At 65.4% G+C, this 15,376-nt stretch carries 12 protein-coding genes; 2 read left to right on the top strand and 10 right to left on the bottom strand.

The window, feature by feature from the left end:
• The 3 genes from DKG74_RS05715 to DKG74_RS05725 are packed head-to-tail and all read right to left on the bottom strand — an operon-like array spanning position 1 to position 3,014.
• Positions 1–486 carry an aromatic-ring-hydroxylating dioxygenase subunit beta gene (locus DKG74_RS05715; protein ID WP_109903803.1) on the bottom strand — a complete coding sequence of 162 codons (486 nt, stop codon included), beginning with the start codon at positions 484–486 and terminating at the stop codon, positions 1–3.
• A gap of 14 nt (positions 487–500) precedes the next feature.
• Complete coding sequence (locus DKG74_RS05720) at positions 501–1,772, bottom strand: aromatic ring-hydroxylating oxygenase subunit alpha (protein ID WP_109903535.1); 1,272 nt, start codon at positions 1,770–1,772, stop codon at positions 501–503.
• Between the two features lie 18 nt (positions 1,773–1,790).
• On the bottom strand, positions 1,791–3,014 hold the full coding sequence (locus tag DKG74_RS05725; protein ID WP_165837544.1) for an NAD(P)/FAD-dependent oxidoreductase: 1,224 nt from the start codon (positions 3,012–3,014) through the stop codon (positions 1,791–1,793).
• A gap of 140 nt (positions 3,015–3,154) precedes the next feature.
• On the opposite strand from DKG74_RS05725, the gene DKG74_RS05730 reads away from it, so the two are divergent.
• Positions 3,155–4,144, top strand: coding sequence for an amidohydrolase family protein (locus DKG74_RS05730; protein WP_165837545.1), 990 nt, complete (start codon positions 3,155–3,157; stop codon positions 4,142–4,144).
• A 9-nt stretch (positions 4,145–4,153) separates the two neighbouring features.
• On the opposite strand, the gene DKG74_RS05735 is transcribed toward DKG74_RS05730, so the two are convergent.
• From DKG74_RS05735 to DKG74_RS05755, 5 genes are all read right to left on the bottom strand, one after another.
• On the bottom strand, positions 4,154–4,426 hold the full coding sequence (locus DKG74_RS05735) for a cytochrome C oxidase subunit IV family protein (RefSeq protein WP_109903541.1): 273 nt from the start codon (positions 4,424–4,426) through the stop codon (positions 4,154–4,156).
• Positions 4,426–5,007, bottom strand: a complete 582-nt coding sequence (locus DKG74_RS05740) for a cytochrome c oxidase subunit 3 (RefSeq protein WP_109903543.1) — start codon at positions 5,005–5,007, stop codon at positions 4,426–4,428. Before DKG74_RS05740 ends, DKG74_RS05735 begins: the two co-directional genes overlap by 1 nt.
• Positions 5,004–5,762, bottom strand: a complete 759-nt coding sequence (locus tag DKG74_RS05745; protein WP_109903545.1) for a DUF4386 family protein — start codon at positions 5,760–5,762, stop codon at positions 5,004–5,006. Before DKG74_RS05745 ends, DKG74_RS05740 begins: the two co-directional genes overlap by 4 nt.
• A gap of 88 nt (positions 5,763–5,850) precedes the next feature.
• A complete protein-coding gene (locus DKG74_RS05750) occupies positions 5,851–7,602 on the bottom strand; it encodes a DUF1302 family protein (RefSeq protein ID WP_207779246.1) in 1,752 nt (583 codons plus the stop codon).
• A gap of 134 nt (positions 7,603–7,736) precedes the next feature.
• Positions 7,737–8,891 (bottom strand): NAD(P)-dependent alcohol dehydrogenase, encoded by a 1,155-nt coding sequence (locus DKG74_RS05755; protein WP_109903549.1) that lies wholly within the window; start codon positions 8,889–8,891, stop codon positions 7,737–7,739.
• A gap of 391 nt (positions 8,892–9,282) precedes the next feature.
• On the opposite strand from DKG74_RS05755, the gene DKG74_RS22165 reads away from it, so the two are divergent.
• Positions 9,283–12,039 carry a helix-turn-helix transcriptional regulator gene (locus tag DKG74_RS22165; RefSeq protein WP_165837546.1) on the top strand — a complete coding sequence of 919 codons (2,757 nt, stop codon included), beginning with the start codon at positions 9,283–9,285 and terminating at the stop codon, positions 12,037–12,039.
• A 63-nt stretch (positions 12,040–12,102) separates the two neighbouring features.
• Here DKG74_RS22165 and DKG74_RS05765 read toward each other — a convergent pair whose 3' ends face one another.
• Positions 12,103–13,461 (bottom strand): DUF1329 domain-containing protein, encoded by a 1,359-nt coding sequence (locus DKG74_RS05765; protein WP_207779247.1) that lies wholly within the window; start codon positions 13,459–13,461, stop codon positions 12,103–12,105.
• 19 nt (positions 13,462–13,480) lie between these two features.
• Positions 13,481–15,256 (bottom strand): DUF1302 domain-containing protein, encoded by a 1,776-nt coding sequence (locus tag DKG74_RS05770; protein WP_109903555.1) that lies wholly within the window; start codon positions 15,254–15,256, stop codon positions 13,481–13,483.
• Positions 15,257–15,376: the final 120 nt, after the last annotated feature.

Here is a 15,376-nt window from a genome sequence, read left to right on the forward strand (position 1 = left end):
TCACAGGATGAAGCTGACGCGGCCCTGCGGGCGCAGGCCGTCGCTGGCGAGGATGCAGCGCTTCTCGCGGATGCGGAGGCCGTCCCCGGTCTTCACCAGCTTGTGGATGTTCGAGCCGAAATAGACGTCGGTCTGGCCATCCTTCGAGCGGTAGGTGACGAAGACCGAGCCGACCTCGATCAGGTCGCCTTCCGCCTTGCGGATCAGCACGTTGCTGATCAGATGGCGCAGCTTGGAGCGCGGGTATTCGGCATGGGCCGTCCGCTTCATCAGCCGCGTCACCCGCTCGCCGAGGCGGAAGCGGTCGTCGGCGATGTAGAACAGATTGTTCTCCGCCGCCGCGTCCTCGGCCACGTCGGTCGAGGGGACGTAGTAATGGGCGTCGTCGGTGAAGAGTTTCAGCCAGTCCGGCAGCTGCCAGTTGTCGATCAGCAGGGCTTCCTGGAACAGGAATTCCTCGAGGTCGGCGCGGTTCACGTTGGTCATCGCTGTTTCCCCCGTCACGCCGCCGTGCCGCCGATGCGGCTGTTCCATTGGGTCCAGAAGGCGCGCATCTGGGCTTCGTCGTCATAGGCGGGCGGGTTGCGGTTCATGCCCTTGGAAATGTCGTTCCAGGCGACCTCGCCCGCGTTGGCGTAGCCGCGCTGGCACTGTTCCAGCGCCTCGATGTCGTCCGGGGTGGCGAAGCCGCCCGGCCCGAGGAATTCGAGGAAGTTGAACAGGCGGTATTCGCGCGCCCAGCTGCTTTCCTCGCTCGGGCCGAGGGCCCAGGCGTTGATCTGCATGTAATCGGTCGAGACCGGATAGAAGGTGCGGATCGTCACCGCCATGATGTCGTTGATGACGAGATTGGGGAAAATCACCAGATTGCGGTTGCGGGTAGCGATGCGCTCCGCCCGCTCCTGCCCGTGGCGCTCGACGAGGCGGGCAAAGATCGCGTCGATTTCCGTCTTGCCCTGCTCGCCCCACATCGGGATCCACTGGGCCACCGGCCGGCCCCAGGGCGCCTTGTATTCGACGACGGCGTGGCCATTGCCGAGGTCCCGCCCTTCGCCCACCAGCGCGACATTGGCGAGGCCGCCGTTGGTATTGCGCAGATAGTCGAGATAGGTCGCGTGATTGGTCGCGGCGTGATAGCCGTCATAGGAATTCTCGGCCAGCAGCTTCCAGTTGGCGCGGATCGAATATTCCTGCGTGCCGCCGACGACGGTCATGCCGGCTTCGGACTGATCGGCGACGATGTCGATATATTCCGTGGCCTTGCCCAGATAGTCGGTCAGGGGCACCGCGTTCTCGTCGAAGCAGACGAAGGCGAAACCGCGGTAACGCTCGAAGCGCGGCACCGGCTTCAGGCCTGACGACGGCCGGTCCTTGAAGCCTTCGGGATAGGCTTCCTCATCCGGCAGATGGCGCAGGTTGCCGTCGAGGCCGAAGATCCAGCCGTGATAGAAGCACTGGAACGATTTGGCGTTGCCGCTGCGCTCGCGGCAGACCCTTGCGCCGCGATGGGCGCAGGTGTTCAGCAGGGCGCGGAATTCGCCCTTGGGATTCTTCGCGAAGATGACGTGCCGGCCGCCGACCTGGCGGGTGACGAAATCGCCCGGCTTCGCCAGCTCGGATTCATGGCCGAGATACAGCCAGCAGCGGCTGAAAATACGCTCCCGCTCCGCCTCGAGGATCACCGGATCGACGAAGCTGCGCCGGGCGACGCTGAAACTGTGGTTTTCCCGATCAACGAGGACCAGGGGATTCTGGCCGTCCAATCCGCTCATCTGCTTCTCTCCCTGTGATTATCGTGTCGCGGCCTTGCGCAGGTCGAAGGCGGTATCGCCGGCCTCCTGCGCGCTGAGGGGACGGCCCGCGGCGACGAGGCGGCGCAGCGACGCCATGTCCTTCGGCGCATTGACGGTGACCGCGCCGATGACGGTGCCGCCCGCCAGCGTCAGCGCCGAAAACCGCCCGGTCGCCGGATCGCCCCGCAGCACGGTGGTGCCCGGCGCGGCCGCGTGGCCGACCACCTGGATGTTCAGATCGTATTGATCGCTCCAGAACCACGGCGGATCGCGATAGGCCATCGCCTCGCCGACCATGGTGCGGGCGGCGGCCGCCGCCTGATTCTGGGCGTTGGCCCAGGTCTCGATCCGCAGCACGCGGCCGTTCCACGGACAGAACCGGCTCGCGACATCGCCGGCGGCGAAGACATCCGCGACGGAAGTCCGACCACATTCATCGACCAGGATGCCCTGGTCGATCTCGGCGCCGAGGCTGCGGGCCAGCGCCAGCTCGGGCTCGACCCCGATGCCGACGACGATGACATCCGCCGGCACGGTCTCGCCGCCTTCGATCTCTACGCCCGCGGCCGATTGACCGACCGGCGCCCGGCCCAGCCGGAAGGTGACACCTTCCCGCTCGTGGCGTGCCTTGACGAAATCGGCGACCACCGGCGGCAGCGCGCGGGCCAGCAATCCCGGCGCGGCCTCGATCACCGTCGCCGTGGCGCCGGCCTTGACCGCCGCCGCCGCCACTTCCAGCCCGATCACGCCGCCGCCGACGATGGCGACGCGGACGCCGGGCGCGAGATGGCGGCGCAGGGCCTGCGCATCCTCGATGGAACGCAAGGGCAGGACCGGCAGGGGGCCCGCCTCCACCGCCGGCAGGCGGCGCGGCGTGGTGCCGGTCGCGATCAGCAACTTGTCGTAGGGGAACTCCCGCCCGTCGTCGGCCACGACGACATGGCGGCCGGCATCGCCCGTGACGATGCGGGTGGCGGGCACGACATCGACGCCGAGCGCGCGCCAGCCTTCGCCGTCGCGGATCATGATCACCGGCGCGCCGTCCTCGAGCAGGGTCGCCTTCGACAATTGCGGCCGCTCATAAGGCATGTGGGCTTCGGCGCCGATCAGGGTGATGGTCCCGGCATAGCCGGCGCCGCGCACGGCTTCCGCGGCCCGGGCGCCGGCCTGGCCCGCGCCGACGATGACGACGCCGGGCGTCGCATTCCTGTTGCCCTGCATGATGGCTTCCATCCCCTTAGCCGCGCCCCTGTCCATCGGCGCTTGTTCTTATTTTTCTACAAACAGTTCGGACTGCTTGTAAATAGAAAAAATTACAGCATAGTGGGCGCCGACGAAATCAAGTGCGGGAGGAAACCGCCGTGCCGCCAGTCATCGACACCCATGCCCACTTCGTGCCGGCGTATTTTCCCGCCGGATCGGGCCGCACGCCGCTGTGGCCGGCGATGGAGCATCGCGCCGACGGACAGGCCGCGATCGTGATCGGCGGCAAGCCGTTCCGCGTGCTGACCCCCGCCAATTGGGATGTTCCGGCCCGCCTCGCCGAAATGACGGCGCAGGGCATCGACCGTCAGGTGCTCTCCCCCATGCCCGAGTTGCTCTCGCACTGGTTCCCGGCCGATGACGCGGATGATCTTTGCCGTTACATGAACGATTCGCTCGCCGCCATGATCGCCGCGGCACCCGACCGTCTGAGCGGTATCGGCATGGTCCCCGTTCAGGACCCGGCCCGCGCCACCCGCCGCCTCGCCGAGATCAAGGCGCTCGGACTGCGCGGCATCGAACTGGGCAGCCATGTCGACGGCGTCGCCCTCGGCGATCCCCGTTTCGACGAACTCTATGCCACGGCGGAAGACCTCGACCTCTGCCTGATGATTCATCCCCTACATCCCGCGGGGAAGGACCGCCTGCCCGGGCATCCGGCGCTGGCCGCCGCGGCCGCCTTCCCGCTCGACACCGCGCTGGCCGGGGCCAGCCTGCTGTCGGCGGGGATACCGGCGCGGTTTCCCCGATTGCGCATCATGCTGTGCCACGGCGGCGGTGCCCTGCCGTGGATTCTGCCCCGTCTCGACCGGGTCTGGTCGCTGGGCGGCCCCCTTGGCGCCGTGTTCCCGGAAAGGCCCAGCGCCATGGCCCGGCGCTTCTTCTACGACAGCGTCGTCTACGACCCGGTGACCTTGCGCTACATCGCCGACGCGCTGGGCGAGGACCGGATCGTGATCGGCTCCGACTTTCCCTTCGTCATCCAGCAGGACCAGCCGGGCGATTTCGCGGCCGGAGTCCTGCCGGCCGCGGCGCTTTCCCGCGCCGCCCTCGCCTTCCTTGGCCTGCCGGCCGAACATGGTGGCTGACCTTTCCCGTCAGCCGCCGCCGGCATACCAGTAGCCGCCCAGCACGATGACGGTGACGAGCGCCAGCCAGACCTCGAACACGAGGCGCCAGGGCATCACCCGGCCGTGAAGCTCCATGAAGCGGGTGAAGACCAGCCTTATCTTCACGGCGGCGATCAGGATGACGAGCGTCACCGCGAGGCCCGGCGCCCCCGCCTCCTCGAAGACGAGCCAGCTCGCCACCGTCGCCCCGGCCAGGGCCAGCCATGTGCCCCACAGGGGGGGCGCGAAACCGTCCCGCATCACACCCTCATCAGATAGAGCATGGGAAAGAGCATCAGCCACAGGAGATCGACCATGTGCCAATAGCTGGCGATGGATTCGGTCCAGATCACCTCGCCCTCGCGCGCGGTCCCGAGGCGCAGGAACAGCACCACCAGCATGACCATGCCGCCGATGAAATGGAGGAAATGCACGCCGGTGAAGACGAAATAATAGGTGAAGAAATCACTGGTCAGCATGGTGATGCCGGCCGCGATCTTGCCCGCATATTCCGACAGTTTCAGCACGCCGAACCCGGCCCCGGCGAGGAAAGCCAGCACGATGTGCCGCCGTGCCGCCCTGCGCTGTCGGTGCCGCACCGCATGGGCCGCGCCGACCATGAACCAGGACGCCGTCAGCAGGAACAGCGTGTTCACCATGCCGATGGTCGGATCGAGCAGCCGGCGCGCTTCGTCGAAGGCGGTGACCGCCTGCGCCCTCTCCCAGACGAAGATCAGGAAGAACAGGCCGAACATGAAGATATCCGCGGCGAGGAACGTCCACAGTCCCGCGTCGCCCGGTGGCGGCACACGAGGTGCCGCCACCGTCGCACGCCCGCTCATTCAGCGGCCTGGGGCATCAGACCGGGGGCCGGCCGGCGCAGGCCGTGGCGGGCCAGCTTCTCGTCCTCAAGCCGGCGGATGGCGCGCAGGACATGGAAGGTCAGCGTCGGACACCAGACGAACCAGACCGAGAATTCGATCCAGAAATTCAGGATGCCCGCCCGCTCGAACGGGCCGCTCTTGAAGAAGGGCATCAGGCATTCGGCGGCGAAACTCACCCCGACCCAGATGCCATACCAGGCGAGCCAGCGTGGCACCAGCGGCACGTCCCGCTTGTCGCCGAGGAAGGCGACACCGAGGGCGATCATCTGCAGCGTCGTCACCGAGTAGCCAAGGTCGATCAGCAGCCACGACCAGTCGTAGAGCAATTGCAGCACGGCATCGGGCAGCGCCTCCGGCCGGTAGGCGCCGGCGAGCCAGCCCGAGCAGGAGACGAGGATCGGCACCACGGTCAGCCCCGCGCCCCAGACCGTCAGGGTCGAGAGAATATTGCTCTCGCCCTCCACCTTTTCGACCACCTTGGCGATGGCGAGGCCCCAGACCATGTAGAGCACGGCGAAGCTCATGGCGATGACCATGCCGAGGCGCACCGTGTTGGCATTTTCCCGGAAATAGGCCGCGATGTCTTCCGCCGGCAGGGCGCCGGAGAACGGGGGCAGGTTGAAGCCCATGATCCCCCAGAACACGATAAAGACAGACATGAAGGCCGGACCGGCCCAGGCGCACAGGCGCCAGTATTTGAATTCATCCAGCACGATGCGTCCTCCTCTATAGGGCTCCCCGGCCCGTGGTTGGTTACGCCTGCACAGGAAAGGGCGGGCGGCACCGCCGCCCGCCGGAACATCAGAACTGACGGGTTACGCGCATGAACACTTCGTCGGCATAATCGACGGTCGAAATGGCGTTCTTGTTGTTGTCCTCCGCCGCGAAGAGCGTGGCGTAGAGATCGACCTGCCAGTCGGTGTCCGGCTTCCATTTGACGCCCGGCTGGAACATGGCTCCGCCCTGAAGGTCATAAAGCGCGGTCAGATCGAAGCGCCATTCCAATGTCTCGGACGGTTGCTGGATCGCGACGGCGAGGGCGTTAAAGCCGCCGTCGATACCGGTCGAGGCCTGCGAGGCGGTTCCGCCGTAACCATCGAGGGGCCGGCCCAGAAGATCACTCGCCGATTTGTGCAGATACTGGAAGACGATATAGGTCGCCGGGAAATCCTCGCTGAAGCGATGGTATTTCTCGAACACGAGGGCGAAGGCGAGTTCATCCTTCTTCAGGAAATCCTGCGACAGGTCGGGACTGGTGAAGGTCTTGTCCGGCGTATAGGTCAGCTCGAAGCGACCGATCAGCTGATCGAGCAGCGTGTCGGGCTCGCCGCTGAAGATGTAGTTCGCGCCGAAGCCGAAGACGTTCTCGTAAGGATAGAGCCGCTCGATATGGCCCCGCGTGCCGCCCATCAGCATGAACAATGTGTCGAGCGAGCGGCCGACCTGCGCGAAATCGTCGGTCTGGGTGATCCCGAGGGAGCCGGCAAGCGCCCCCGCCGCCGCGAAATCGCCCAGCGCCGCATTGAATGCGCCGACGCCTGAAAGCCGCACCATGCCCGCATAGTCGAACCATTCGGTCGCCGAATAGACGCCATTGGCGCCATCGACCTCGAACGGTGTCTGGGCCAGGATCGCCCCCGTGCCCGCTAGGCCGGCGATATCCTTGTTCACCCCCGAGGCGGTCCAGCGATAGGCACCGTCGGGATTACGCCGGCTGGTCGCCATGAACTGCAGCCCGAGGTCATCGAACTGCGCCCGCAGGCGACCGCCGACATTCCAGCTGCCATCGACCTGGGAATAGCGATCGTGAACGGTGAACTGATCGGGGATCGCGTTGTAGGGCGTGGAGGGATTAGGCACCACGGAAGGCGAGAATTGCTGAACGAAGGCATCGACCTCCCACACCGGGTCGATCTGCCACGACGTGCGGAGGGCGGGCGACGACACCCGCTTGTCCGAGAATTCCTCGGCCGCCGGATCGAAGATCAGATGGCGCCGGAGATCGAGGCCGCTGGGAACGTCGAGCACCCGGAAGAACAGGGCCTCGCCCCAGGCGATCTGCTGGTTGCCCAGGCGAAAGAACAGCGGCCCGGTCGAATAATCGACATAGGCCGCCGGCAAATCGACCATATAGTCCTTGCCCGAGACCTCGAGCAGCGTGCCCCGCTCGCCACCGCGGACCGGCGTCTCGAAAAAGCTCGTATCGCCGTTGTCATCGTAGACATTCCAGTCGTAATAGCCCCGCAGCGTGGCATGGAACTTCAGCGACGGATCGAACACAGCATCGAGGTTCACCTCGAGCCGGCTGGCGAAGAGATTGAAGTCGTTTTCGGCCGAACGGGTCGGGCGGGTGACCGAATTGCCGATCGGGATCAGCGGATCGGTCGCGACGGCAACCCCATTGTAGGGATTGCCCGCGGTGTTGAACGGATTCTCCCGATCGTCGACCTTGACCGCAACCTCCTGGCGAACGAAGCCTGAAATGGAAATATCGACAGCGCCGGCAGGCGCCGACATCAGCAGGACGGGTGCAACACCAAGAGATGCAACCATCCGGTTTCGAGTAAAGGACATCGTGATTTTCCCTTATGCGTGTTTTTGTTTTTTTGGACGCACGAACCCGGCCGCCGCCGATGGTCCGACGGCGGGCGGGACGTTTCATTCACGGGCGAAAACGCCCGTAGAAATCAGATCACGAGGACGGGCTTGATCGCACGGCCGGCAACCGTGTCGTCGAAAGCCTCGTTGATGTCCTCGAACCTGTAACGCTTGACGAGGCGGTCGAACGGCAACCTGCCCTCGAGGTAATAGTTGACGAGCTGAGGAATGAAGACCTCGGGATCGCTGTCGCCTTCGGTATAGGCCTTGACCCCGGCGCCGCGCACCAGCATGTCCATGATGTTGACGGGCAGCATGGCGTCCGGCGGCGGCATCCCGACGAAGCCGAGCTGGCCATTGGGCAGCAGGGTCTGGAAGGCATTGCCGATGACGGCCGGAATGCCGGTCGTGTCGAGCGCGTGGGTGACGCCGCCCGGCCCCGCCGCCTTCACCGCCGCGACCACATCTTCGACGCCGCGCGGGTCGACGACGGCCGTCGCGCCGAGTTCGAGCGCGAGGTCGCGCCGCGCCGCATTGGGCTCGACCACGACGACATGGCTCGCTTCGGCGATCCGCGCCGCCATCACGGCGCTGAGGCCGACCGCGCCGGCGCCGAAGATCGCGACGGCATCGCCACGGCCGACCTTCAGCGAATTCAGGATGGAGCCGGCACCGGTCTGGATGCCGCAGCCGAGCGGGCCGAGAATCTCGAGCGGCGCCTGCTTCGGCACGACGACAGTGTTGCGCTCCCGCGCGATCAGATGGGTTGCGAAGGACGACTGACCGAAGAAGCGGGCATTCACCGCCTCGCCACCGCCCCGGCTCATCGGGGTGCTGCCATCGCCCGGGCGCACGGCGCCAAAATTGGACGCCATGAAATTATAGCAATAGGACGGCGCGGAGCGCGCGCAATTGGGACAGGCGCCGCAGGAATCGAAACTCATCACGACATGATCGCCGGGACGGACATGGGTAACACCGCTGCCCACCGCCTCGACGATGCCCGCGCCTTCATGACCGAGCACGACGGGCATGGGCATCGGAAAGTCGCCACGGCAGACGACATCGGTGTGGCAGACTCCGACGCCGACGACGCGCACCAGGATCTCGTCCCGGCGCGGCTTCTGCAGGCTGACATCCTCGATGGTGAACGTGCCACCGGGCGAAGACAGCACGGCCGCCCGGCCGGCCACGACTCCGCGCTCGGCGCCCGGGGACTCCCGGAGCGCATCTGCAATAGACATGTTTTTCCTCCCTTGATCGAGCGGCACGCAACAAGCAGACGACCGCCGTCGATTCACTCCGGAGGCAAATGTCCGGCCCCTTCGGCCGGGCTGTCGCCTGACGAAAGGTTTGGCCGTCTCCGATACGGGGCAAATTTAGCCGCCAACCCGAGGCAATTTTCTGGAACGGCTGACGATCCACGGCAGCGCGGCAGACATAAAAGTGATATGTTTTGAATTCTTTCTGAAGAGAAAGAGCACAACCGGATAGCCACGGCATTGCGACCATAAAAACGGCGACCGGAAACTGGGGGGTAAGGAGGATGCACCCATGCGAGGACAATCGCGTCTGGCTGAACACGCGGCAACGCAACAATCGCGCCCCTGCACGACGGACAACCGGCGGTCGTCGATGAGCGAGGTCACGGCGGAGGCGAGCGGCGCCCGCTCGATAGACGAGAATTCATTCATCGGCGCCGGCCGCTTCGAGCCGCCCCGATACGCCTTCACGCTTGCACCGACGCGCGTCATGCAATCTTTCGAGGCGGCGGGGCCGTTGCCGAAGGTAACGACCATCGTTGCGCCGACGGGTTATGGCAAGACCGTGCTGATGACCCAGATCCATCGTCTGGCGACCGCGAGCGGCGCGCGCACCTTCTGGCTCGGCATCGACGATCGCGAAGCCGATCTGCCGATGATCCTGACCCTGGTCGAACATGCGATCGGCCTGTCCCGCCTGGACCTGAACAGCGCGTCGATCGAGGACCCGCGCGGCAGTCTTCCCCACCGGGTCGACCGGATGATCGCGCATCTCGCCCGGCTGCCGGGCGAGGTCGTGATCTTCATCGACAACATCAACAGTTGCAGCGACCCTGGCCTTTCGCTCCTGCTCGACGCGCTGACCTTCCGCACCCCGAACACGGTGAAATTCTGCGTGACCTCGACGGACCCGGTGCCCTTCGATTCCGGGCGGGCCCGGATCGAAATGAAGCTGCGCCGGATCACCGTCTCGGAACTCGGCTTCGACTTCAGCACCACGGCCGCCATGCTGCGCGCCTCCGGTCTCGATCACCTGAGCAACGAGCATATCGCCACCGTCGTCTCCAAAACCGAGGGCTGGCCGGCCGCGATCCGCCTGATCCAGCTGATCCTGAGCAACGAGGGCGACAACACGGAAGGCCTCGAGCATTTCTCGGGCGCCGACGCCGATCTGGCCGCGCTGTTGTCGCGGCGCCTGATCGCCAGTTTCGATCCCGATCTGGTCGATTTCCTGCATGACATCGCCGAATTGCGCGGCTTCTCCGTCGAGCTGGCGGCGGCGGCGACCGGCAACCCGCGGGCGGCGCATTGGGTTCGTTTCCTCGTCGAGCGGAACGTGCTGATTGTCCCGCTCGACCGGGGCCAGACCTGGTTCCGTTTCCACAGCCTGTTCCGGCAGTTCCTGCTCGCCGATGCCGCCGGCCGTCAGACACCGGAGCGGCGCCGGCAGGTTCTGCTCGCCGCCACCGAATGGCTGCGTGCCAAGGGCGATCGCGCCTATGCCCTCGAACTCGCGCTGGCGGCGCCGCTGCCCGAACAGGCTTCCGCCATTCTCGAGCAGCTGGCCCGCCCGATGGTGCGCGACCGCGGCGACCTTTCGACCTTCACCCAATGGGTGGAACAGGCCAAGACCCTGGGCGCGACCCTCGGCCTCGACACGCTGCTCTGGTACGCCTGGGCCCTTGCCTTCAATCGCCATTACGAGCGGGCGGGTGTAACGCTCGACGAGCTGGCGGGCCGTATCCGCGAGGTGGCGCCGGACGACGACGGCAAGGGGCCGCTGTGGTCGCCCCACCGCATGGCGCAGATCATCTTCAACTTCCACCTCGACCGCATGGACGCGGTCCGGGCCGAGGCGCCGGGCTGGCTGGCCGATTACCCGGATGCGGGAACGTTCGACTTCGCCGCGGTCGCCGGCGCCTATGCCATCGCCAGCGCGATCATGCATGATTTCCAGACCGCGCGGCGCGCCCTCCGGCTCGCGCAGGATTCGATCATCCGGGTCAGAAGCGATTACGGCCTGTCCTGGGTCGCCTCGGTCAGCGCCATCGTCGAGTTGATGCAGGGCGATCCCATCGAGGCCGAACGTAATCTGCGCGATGCCGAGGAACAGGTACGCTCCAACATCGGCGATTCGGCGGCCATCGTCTCCGTCCTCACCCTCGGCCGGGCCCGGGCGGCGGCGGACACCGGACGCATCACCGAGGCGGTCGAGATGGTCCGTCAGGCCATCGAACAGGGCATCAACGAGGGCATCCTCGACACCGCCTGGTTCGGCATCGAAGTCGCGCTGCAATGCCCCGACAGCGGCGAGGACCAGCGCAACATCGAGGTGCTGCAATCCATGGCGCGGCGCTATGCCCGGCGCCTGCCGTTCCTGGTCGAACTGGCCCTGATCCGCTGCGCGCTGCGCCATGGCCGCACCGCCGACGCCATGGACAAGGCGGAAGCCCTGTCGATCTGGTCACGCCCCGCCGGCTTCCATCCGGAAGCCCTGACCGGGTTTTCGGCCATGGAGCGGTCGGCCGCGACACTCGCCGGCATCGACCTGCTGATGGCCGCCGGTTCGCTGAGGGAAGCGGAAACCCTGATCGAGCAGGAACTGAGGAGCGCCCAGGATACCGGTCGGCGCCGCGACCAGATCGAGCTGCATCTGCTGCAGACAGCCTTCATGCTGCGTTCCGACAATCAGGACGGGGCGATCAAGGCCCTGGCGCGGGCTGTGGTCACCGCCTCGAAACGCCATCTCATGCGTTCCTTCCTTGAACAGCGGGATCTCGTCGTTCAGGTCATCCAGTCGACCCCGATGAAGAAGTTCGGCCTGACCCTGCCGGCCGATCTCGCCTTCTTCGCCAAGATCTGCGATGCCCTCGGTGTCAGCCCGGCGGCATCCCGGCCACAGACGGCGGATAACGACGGCTATATCGTCGAGGCCCCCACCCCGCGCGAAATCGAGTTGCTGCAATTGCTCGATTCCGGTCTCGACAACAGCCAGATCGCCTCGCGCCTGTCGCTGTCGGTGCCGACGGTCAAATGGCACCTCTACAACATCTACTCGAAACTCGGCGTCAAGAACCGTGCCGGCGCCCTGGCCAAGGCCCGGGCCCTGCGCGTCCTGCACCGCCAATAGAGCAGAAAAAAAGCCGGCGGTCCCAGGGACCGCCGGCCAGTGACCTCCTTCGCCGACCGGGGCTCAGTCGGCGATACGCCGGAGGTTCGACGGCGTGTAGAAATCGTCATCTGCACGCCAGTCGAATTTGATCTCGTAAGGCTCGTTGTTGTTCATGCCGAAGGCGATGTAGCGATCGCCCAGCAGGTCGTAGAGCGTCTCGACGCAGTAGAACGGCACCGTCGCCTCGGTATACTGGAGCAGATGCGCCTCGGAGACGCGCCACAACTCGCCTCTTCCGTCGTAATGCTCGCCCCCAACGATCGACCAGCTGTCCTCGTCGAGATAATAGGTGCGCCGGGCATAGAGATGGCGCATCCCTTCCTTCAGCGTCGCCTCGACCACCCAGACCCGATGCAACTCATAGCGTAGCAGCTCCGGATTGAGATGGTTGGGCTTCAGAATATCGGTATAGGGAATACCCCGGGCATCGAGACGATTGGCGTTATAGGGAATATAGACTTCGCGCTTGCCGAGCAGCTTCCAGTCGTAGCGGTCGAGACCGCCGTTGAACATTTCGTAATTGTCGTTGGTGCGGGCACCGTCCGAGCCGATGCCCGGATTGTCATAGCCGATTTCCGGCGCCCGCATCACCCGTCGCGCACCGGCGTTGTACATCCAGGCCTGACGCGGCTGACGCACCGGGTTCAGCCGGTCAATGCCGAGCAATGTGGTGCCGGAAAGCTGCTGCGGCTGCAGGATCTTCTGCACGATCTTCAGCACGATATCGGCATTATCCGGGGTCTCGGGCGTGCCCGAGCGGAAGGTCAGCAGATCGTGATAGATCATCGGCGTGAAGCCGCCGTCGCGCTTGACCACAGCCTGGATCACCCGGCGGTCGAAGGCCTGGCCGCGATAGCGCACGAGATGGTTCCAGATCGCTTCCTGACCGGTCTTCGGAATGGGAAAGGGCACCGTCGACAAGCCGAGGTTGGACAGACCGTAACCGCCGTCCTCCAGCTCGACCTTGGTCGCCTGTTCCTTGATCCGCTGATAGACCTCGGGCGGCAGGGCCGCCGTCCGGTGCGTCGGATAGACGTTCATGTAGAATGTGTCGCCATAACGCTTCAGCAGCGCGATCTGGCCCGGCGTCAACCTGTCCTTGTATGTCTCGACATTCGCCGCCCGGATGGTGAAGAGCGGCTTTTCGTTCGGGAAGGGATCGGGCCGCGAAATGCCGGGCACGACACCGGGCAACATTCCGGTCAGGCCGCCGTCCCAGGCCGGAATGCTACCGTCAGCATTACCCGCCTTTTCGGCGCCGAGCGGCGTCAGATCCTGACCGAGGCGCGCCGCCTCCGCTTCCGTGATCTTGGCGAGGGCCGGACCACTGCCGGCCATGAGCGCGACCAGCGCCGCGCCCAAGAGAGTTTTCCTGTTCACGCTTGCAATCCTCCCCAACTCAGAACCGGGCCGTCGCGTTGATCGACACGAAATCGCGATCTTTGCCATAGTTGTAATCGCCGCCCATGAAGCGGACGTAGGACGTGCCGAAGCCGTAACCGCCGCTCTCGAAATCGACACCAACGCCGAGCGCCATGCGCCCCTCGACATAAGTGCTGTCGGACGCGGTGCCGGTGACGTCATGAGCCCAGGACACGAAGGGTTTCATGTTCCAGCCGAACACAGCATCCGGATAGTCGAGTACCCCGCGCGCGCGGTAACCCCAGGAGAAATCGGTGACGTAACCATCATCAGCGCATTTCTTCGCGGTCGTCTCGACGCAGGTTCCGGTGCGGTTGTAGAGACCGTAAACCGCCGTGCGGCCATAGCGCCGGTCGCCCGGCAGGCCTTCGAGCGCCTCGAAGCCGACTTCGCCGATCAGCGTGATGCCGGCGGCGCCAAGCGCGGGCGGCAGCAGCTTGAAGGCCGCGACCTGCGCGCGATATTGCTCCGCCTCGTCGTAACCATGGAACAGCTCGCCCGAGCCGACCTTGACAGCGGAGGACAGCGGCGACTGGGCCGAGGCGCCGCCGCTGCGGAAGGCGGCGAGCAGGTGATTGGCGTTCAGCTGCACCGGCATATCCGGCCGGAAGGACGCCTCGCCGAAGACGGAAACGCCGCCAAGCACGGTCGAGAAACCGACGCCGAACAGATTGATGTCCTCGGGGAACTCGATCACATAGCGGAAGTTGCCGCCGAGCGGATCGCCGACGATGAAGGAGGAGGCCCCATTGGCCGGGGTCGAGTTGTAGACGCTGATATAGGGCGCCCGGCTGTGGTAGCGCATGTAGTAGGTCGAAAATTCGACATCGAGTTCGGCCGCGTAGTAACGCAGGGCGAAACCGAACTGGCCGTCGTCGCGCGCCTCGATATCGGCGCCGCGCTTGGCGACATTGCCGACCGTGATGCCGGTCAGATCGTCCTGCGCGGCGCTGAGGGTGAACAGGGTGCAGCCCCGCGCGACCGCGTCGACGGTCGAGAAATAGGTGCCGCAGCCGTCAATGACCGTGGGCGCCCATTTCAGCTGGTAGAAGGCCTCGAGCGAGAGATCGCCGGTGAGGCCGAGGTTGCCATAGACCATCTCGACCGGCAGCAGGCCTTCCTTCAGCTCGGCGCCCGGCCGGCGGAAGGCGGAAACGTCGATCGGATTGATCGAATTGATGCCGCCGCCAATGAACAGGCCCTCGCCCCAGCTCACCACCTGGCGGCCGAGGCGAAGCTCGAGCGGCCGGTCCGCGACATCGACCTTGCCCCGGACATAGGCATCCATCAGCGAGATGCCCTTGAACTTCGCGAGGTCGTCGAAGGTCGCGTCGCTGAGCGGCCGCCCGGCGGCATAGCCGTTGACGAGATTGCCGTGCCGGCGGTCGCCCGAATCCAGTTCGTGGTCGTACCAGGCCTTGGCACTGATCGTGCCGCCGAAGTCGCCGTAATCGACCTTCAGTTCGCTGAAGATTTTGTAGACGTTGGAGACGACGTCGCCCTTCTTGAAGTTCAGCGACGGATCGTCATAGGCGCTGGTCGACGAGAAGCCGCCCGGCATGTTGCCCGCGGCGACGAATTCCGTGCTGGGATCTTCCGCGCGGATCAGCACGCCCGCGCTGATCACCGTCGAAAAGGTGATGTCGGCACCGGCGGCCTGGAATTCGACCGCCCCGGCCGGCGACGCGACAAGCTGCCCGCAGGCGCAAAGCACGGCCACCGACAGGACGGATGTCCTGAAGTACGATTGCATCGCTAGTCCTCCCTGTCGGCCCGAAGGCCACCCCCAGCCGGGCGGTTGAACTCCGCCGGCAATTGTACGCTTTGTTTTGGTACGCTACCGCACTATTAATATGGACACTAGCTCACTTCC

It is taken from the genome of Zavarzinia aquatilis, assembly GCF_003173035.1.
Lineage (GTDB): Bacteria > Pseudomonadota > Alphaproteobacteria > Zavarziniales > Zavarziniaceae > Zavarzinia > Zavarzinia aquatilis.

Excerpts from the sequence above, each read along its gene's own strand:
- DKG74_RS05755 (WP_109903549.1), bottom strand. The coding sequence starts at position 8,891 with ATGTCTATTGCAGATGCGCTCCGGGAGTCCCCGGGCGCCGAGCGCGGA.
- DKG74_RS05735 (WP_109903541.1), bottom strand. The coding sequence starts at position 4,426 with ATGCGGGACGGTTTCGCGCCCCCCCTGTGGGGCACATGGCTGGCCCTG.
- DKG74_RS05715 (WP_109903803.1), bottom strand. The coding sequence starts at position 486 with ATGACCAACGTGAACCGCGCCGACCTCGAGGAATTCCTGTTCCAGGAA.
- DKG74_RS05725 (WP_165837544.1), bottom strand. The coding sequence starts at position 3,014 with ATGCAGGGCAACAGGAATGCGACGCCCGGCGTCGTCATCGTCGGCGCG.
- DKG74_RS05770 (WP_109903555.1), bottom strand. The coding sequence starts at position 15,256 with ATGCAATCGTACTTCAGGACATCCGTCCTGTCGGTGGCCGTGCTTTGC.
- DKG74_RS05740 (WP_109903543.1), bottom strand. The coding sequence starts at position 5,007 with ATGAGCGGGCGTGCGACGGTGGCGGCACCTCGTGTGCCGCCACCGGGC.
- DKG74_RS05720 (WP_109903535.1), bottom strand. The coding sequence starts at position 1,772 with ATGAGCGGATTGGACGGCCAGAATCCCCTGGTCCTCGTTGATCGGGAA.
- DKG74_RS05750 (WP_207779246.1), bottom strand. The coding sequence starts at position 7,602 with ATGGTTGCATCTCTTGGTGTTGCACCCGTCCTGCTGATGTCGGCGCCT.
- DKG74_RS22165 (WP_165837546.1), top strand. The coding sequence starts at position 9,283 with ATGAGCGAGGTCACGGCGGAGGCGAGCGGCGCCCGCTCGATAGACGAG.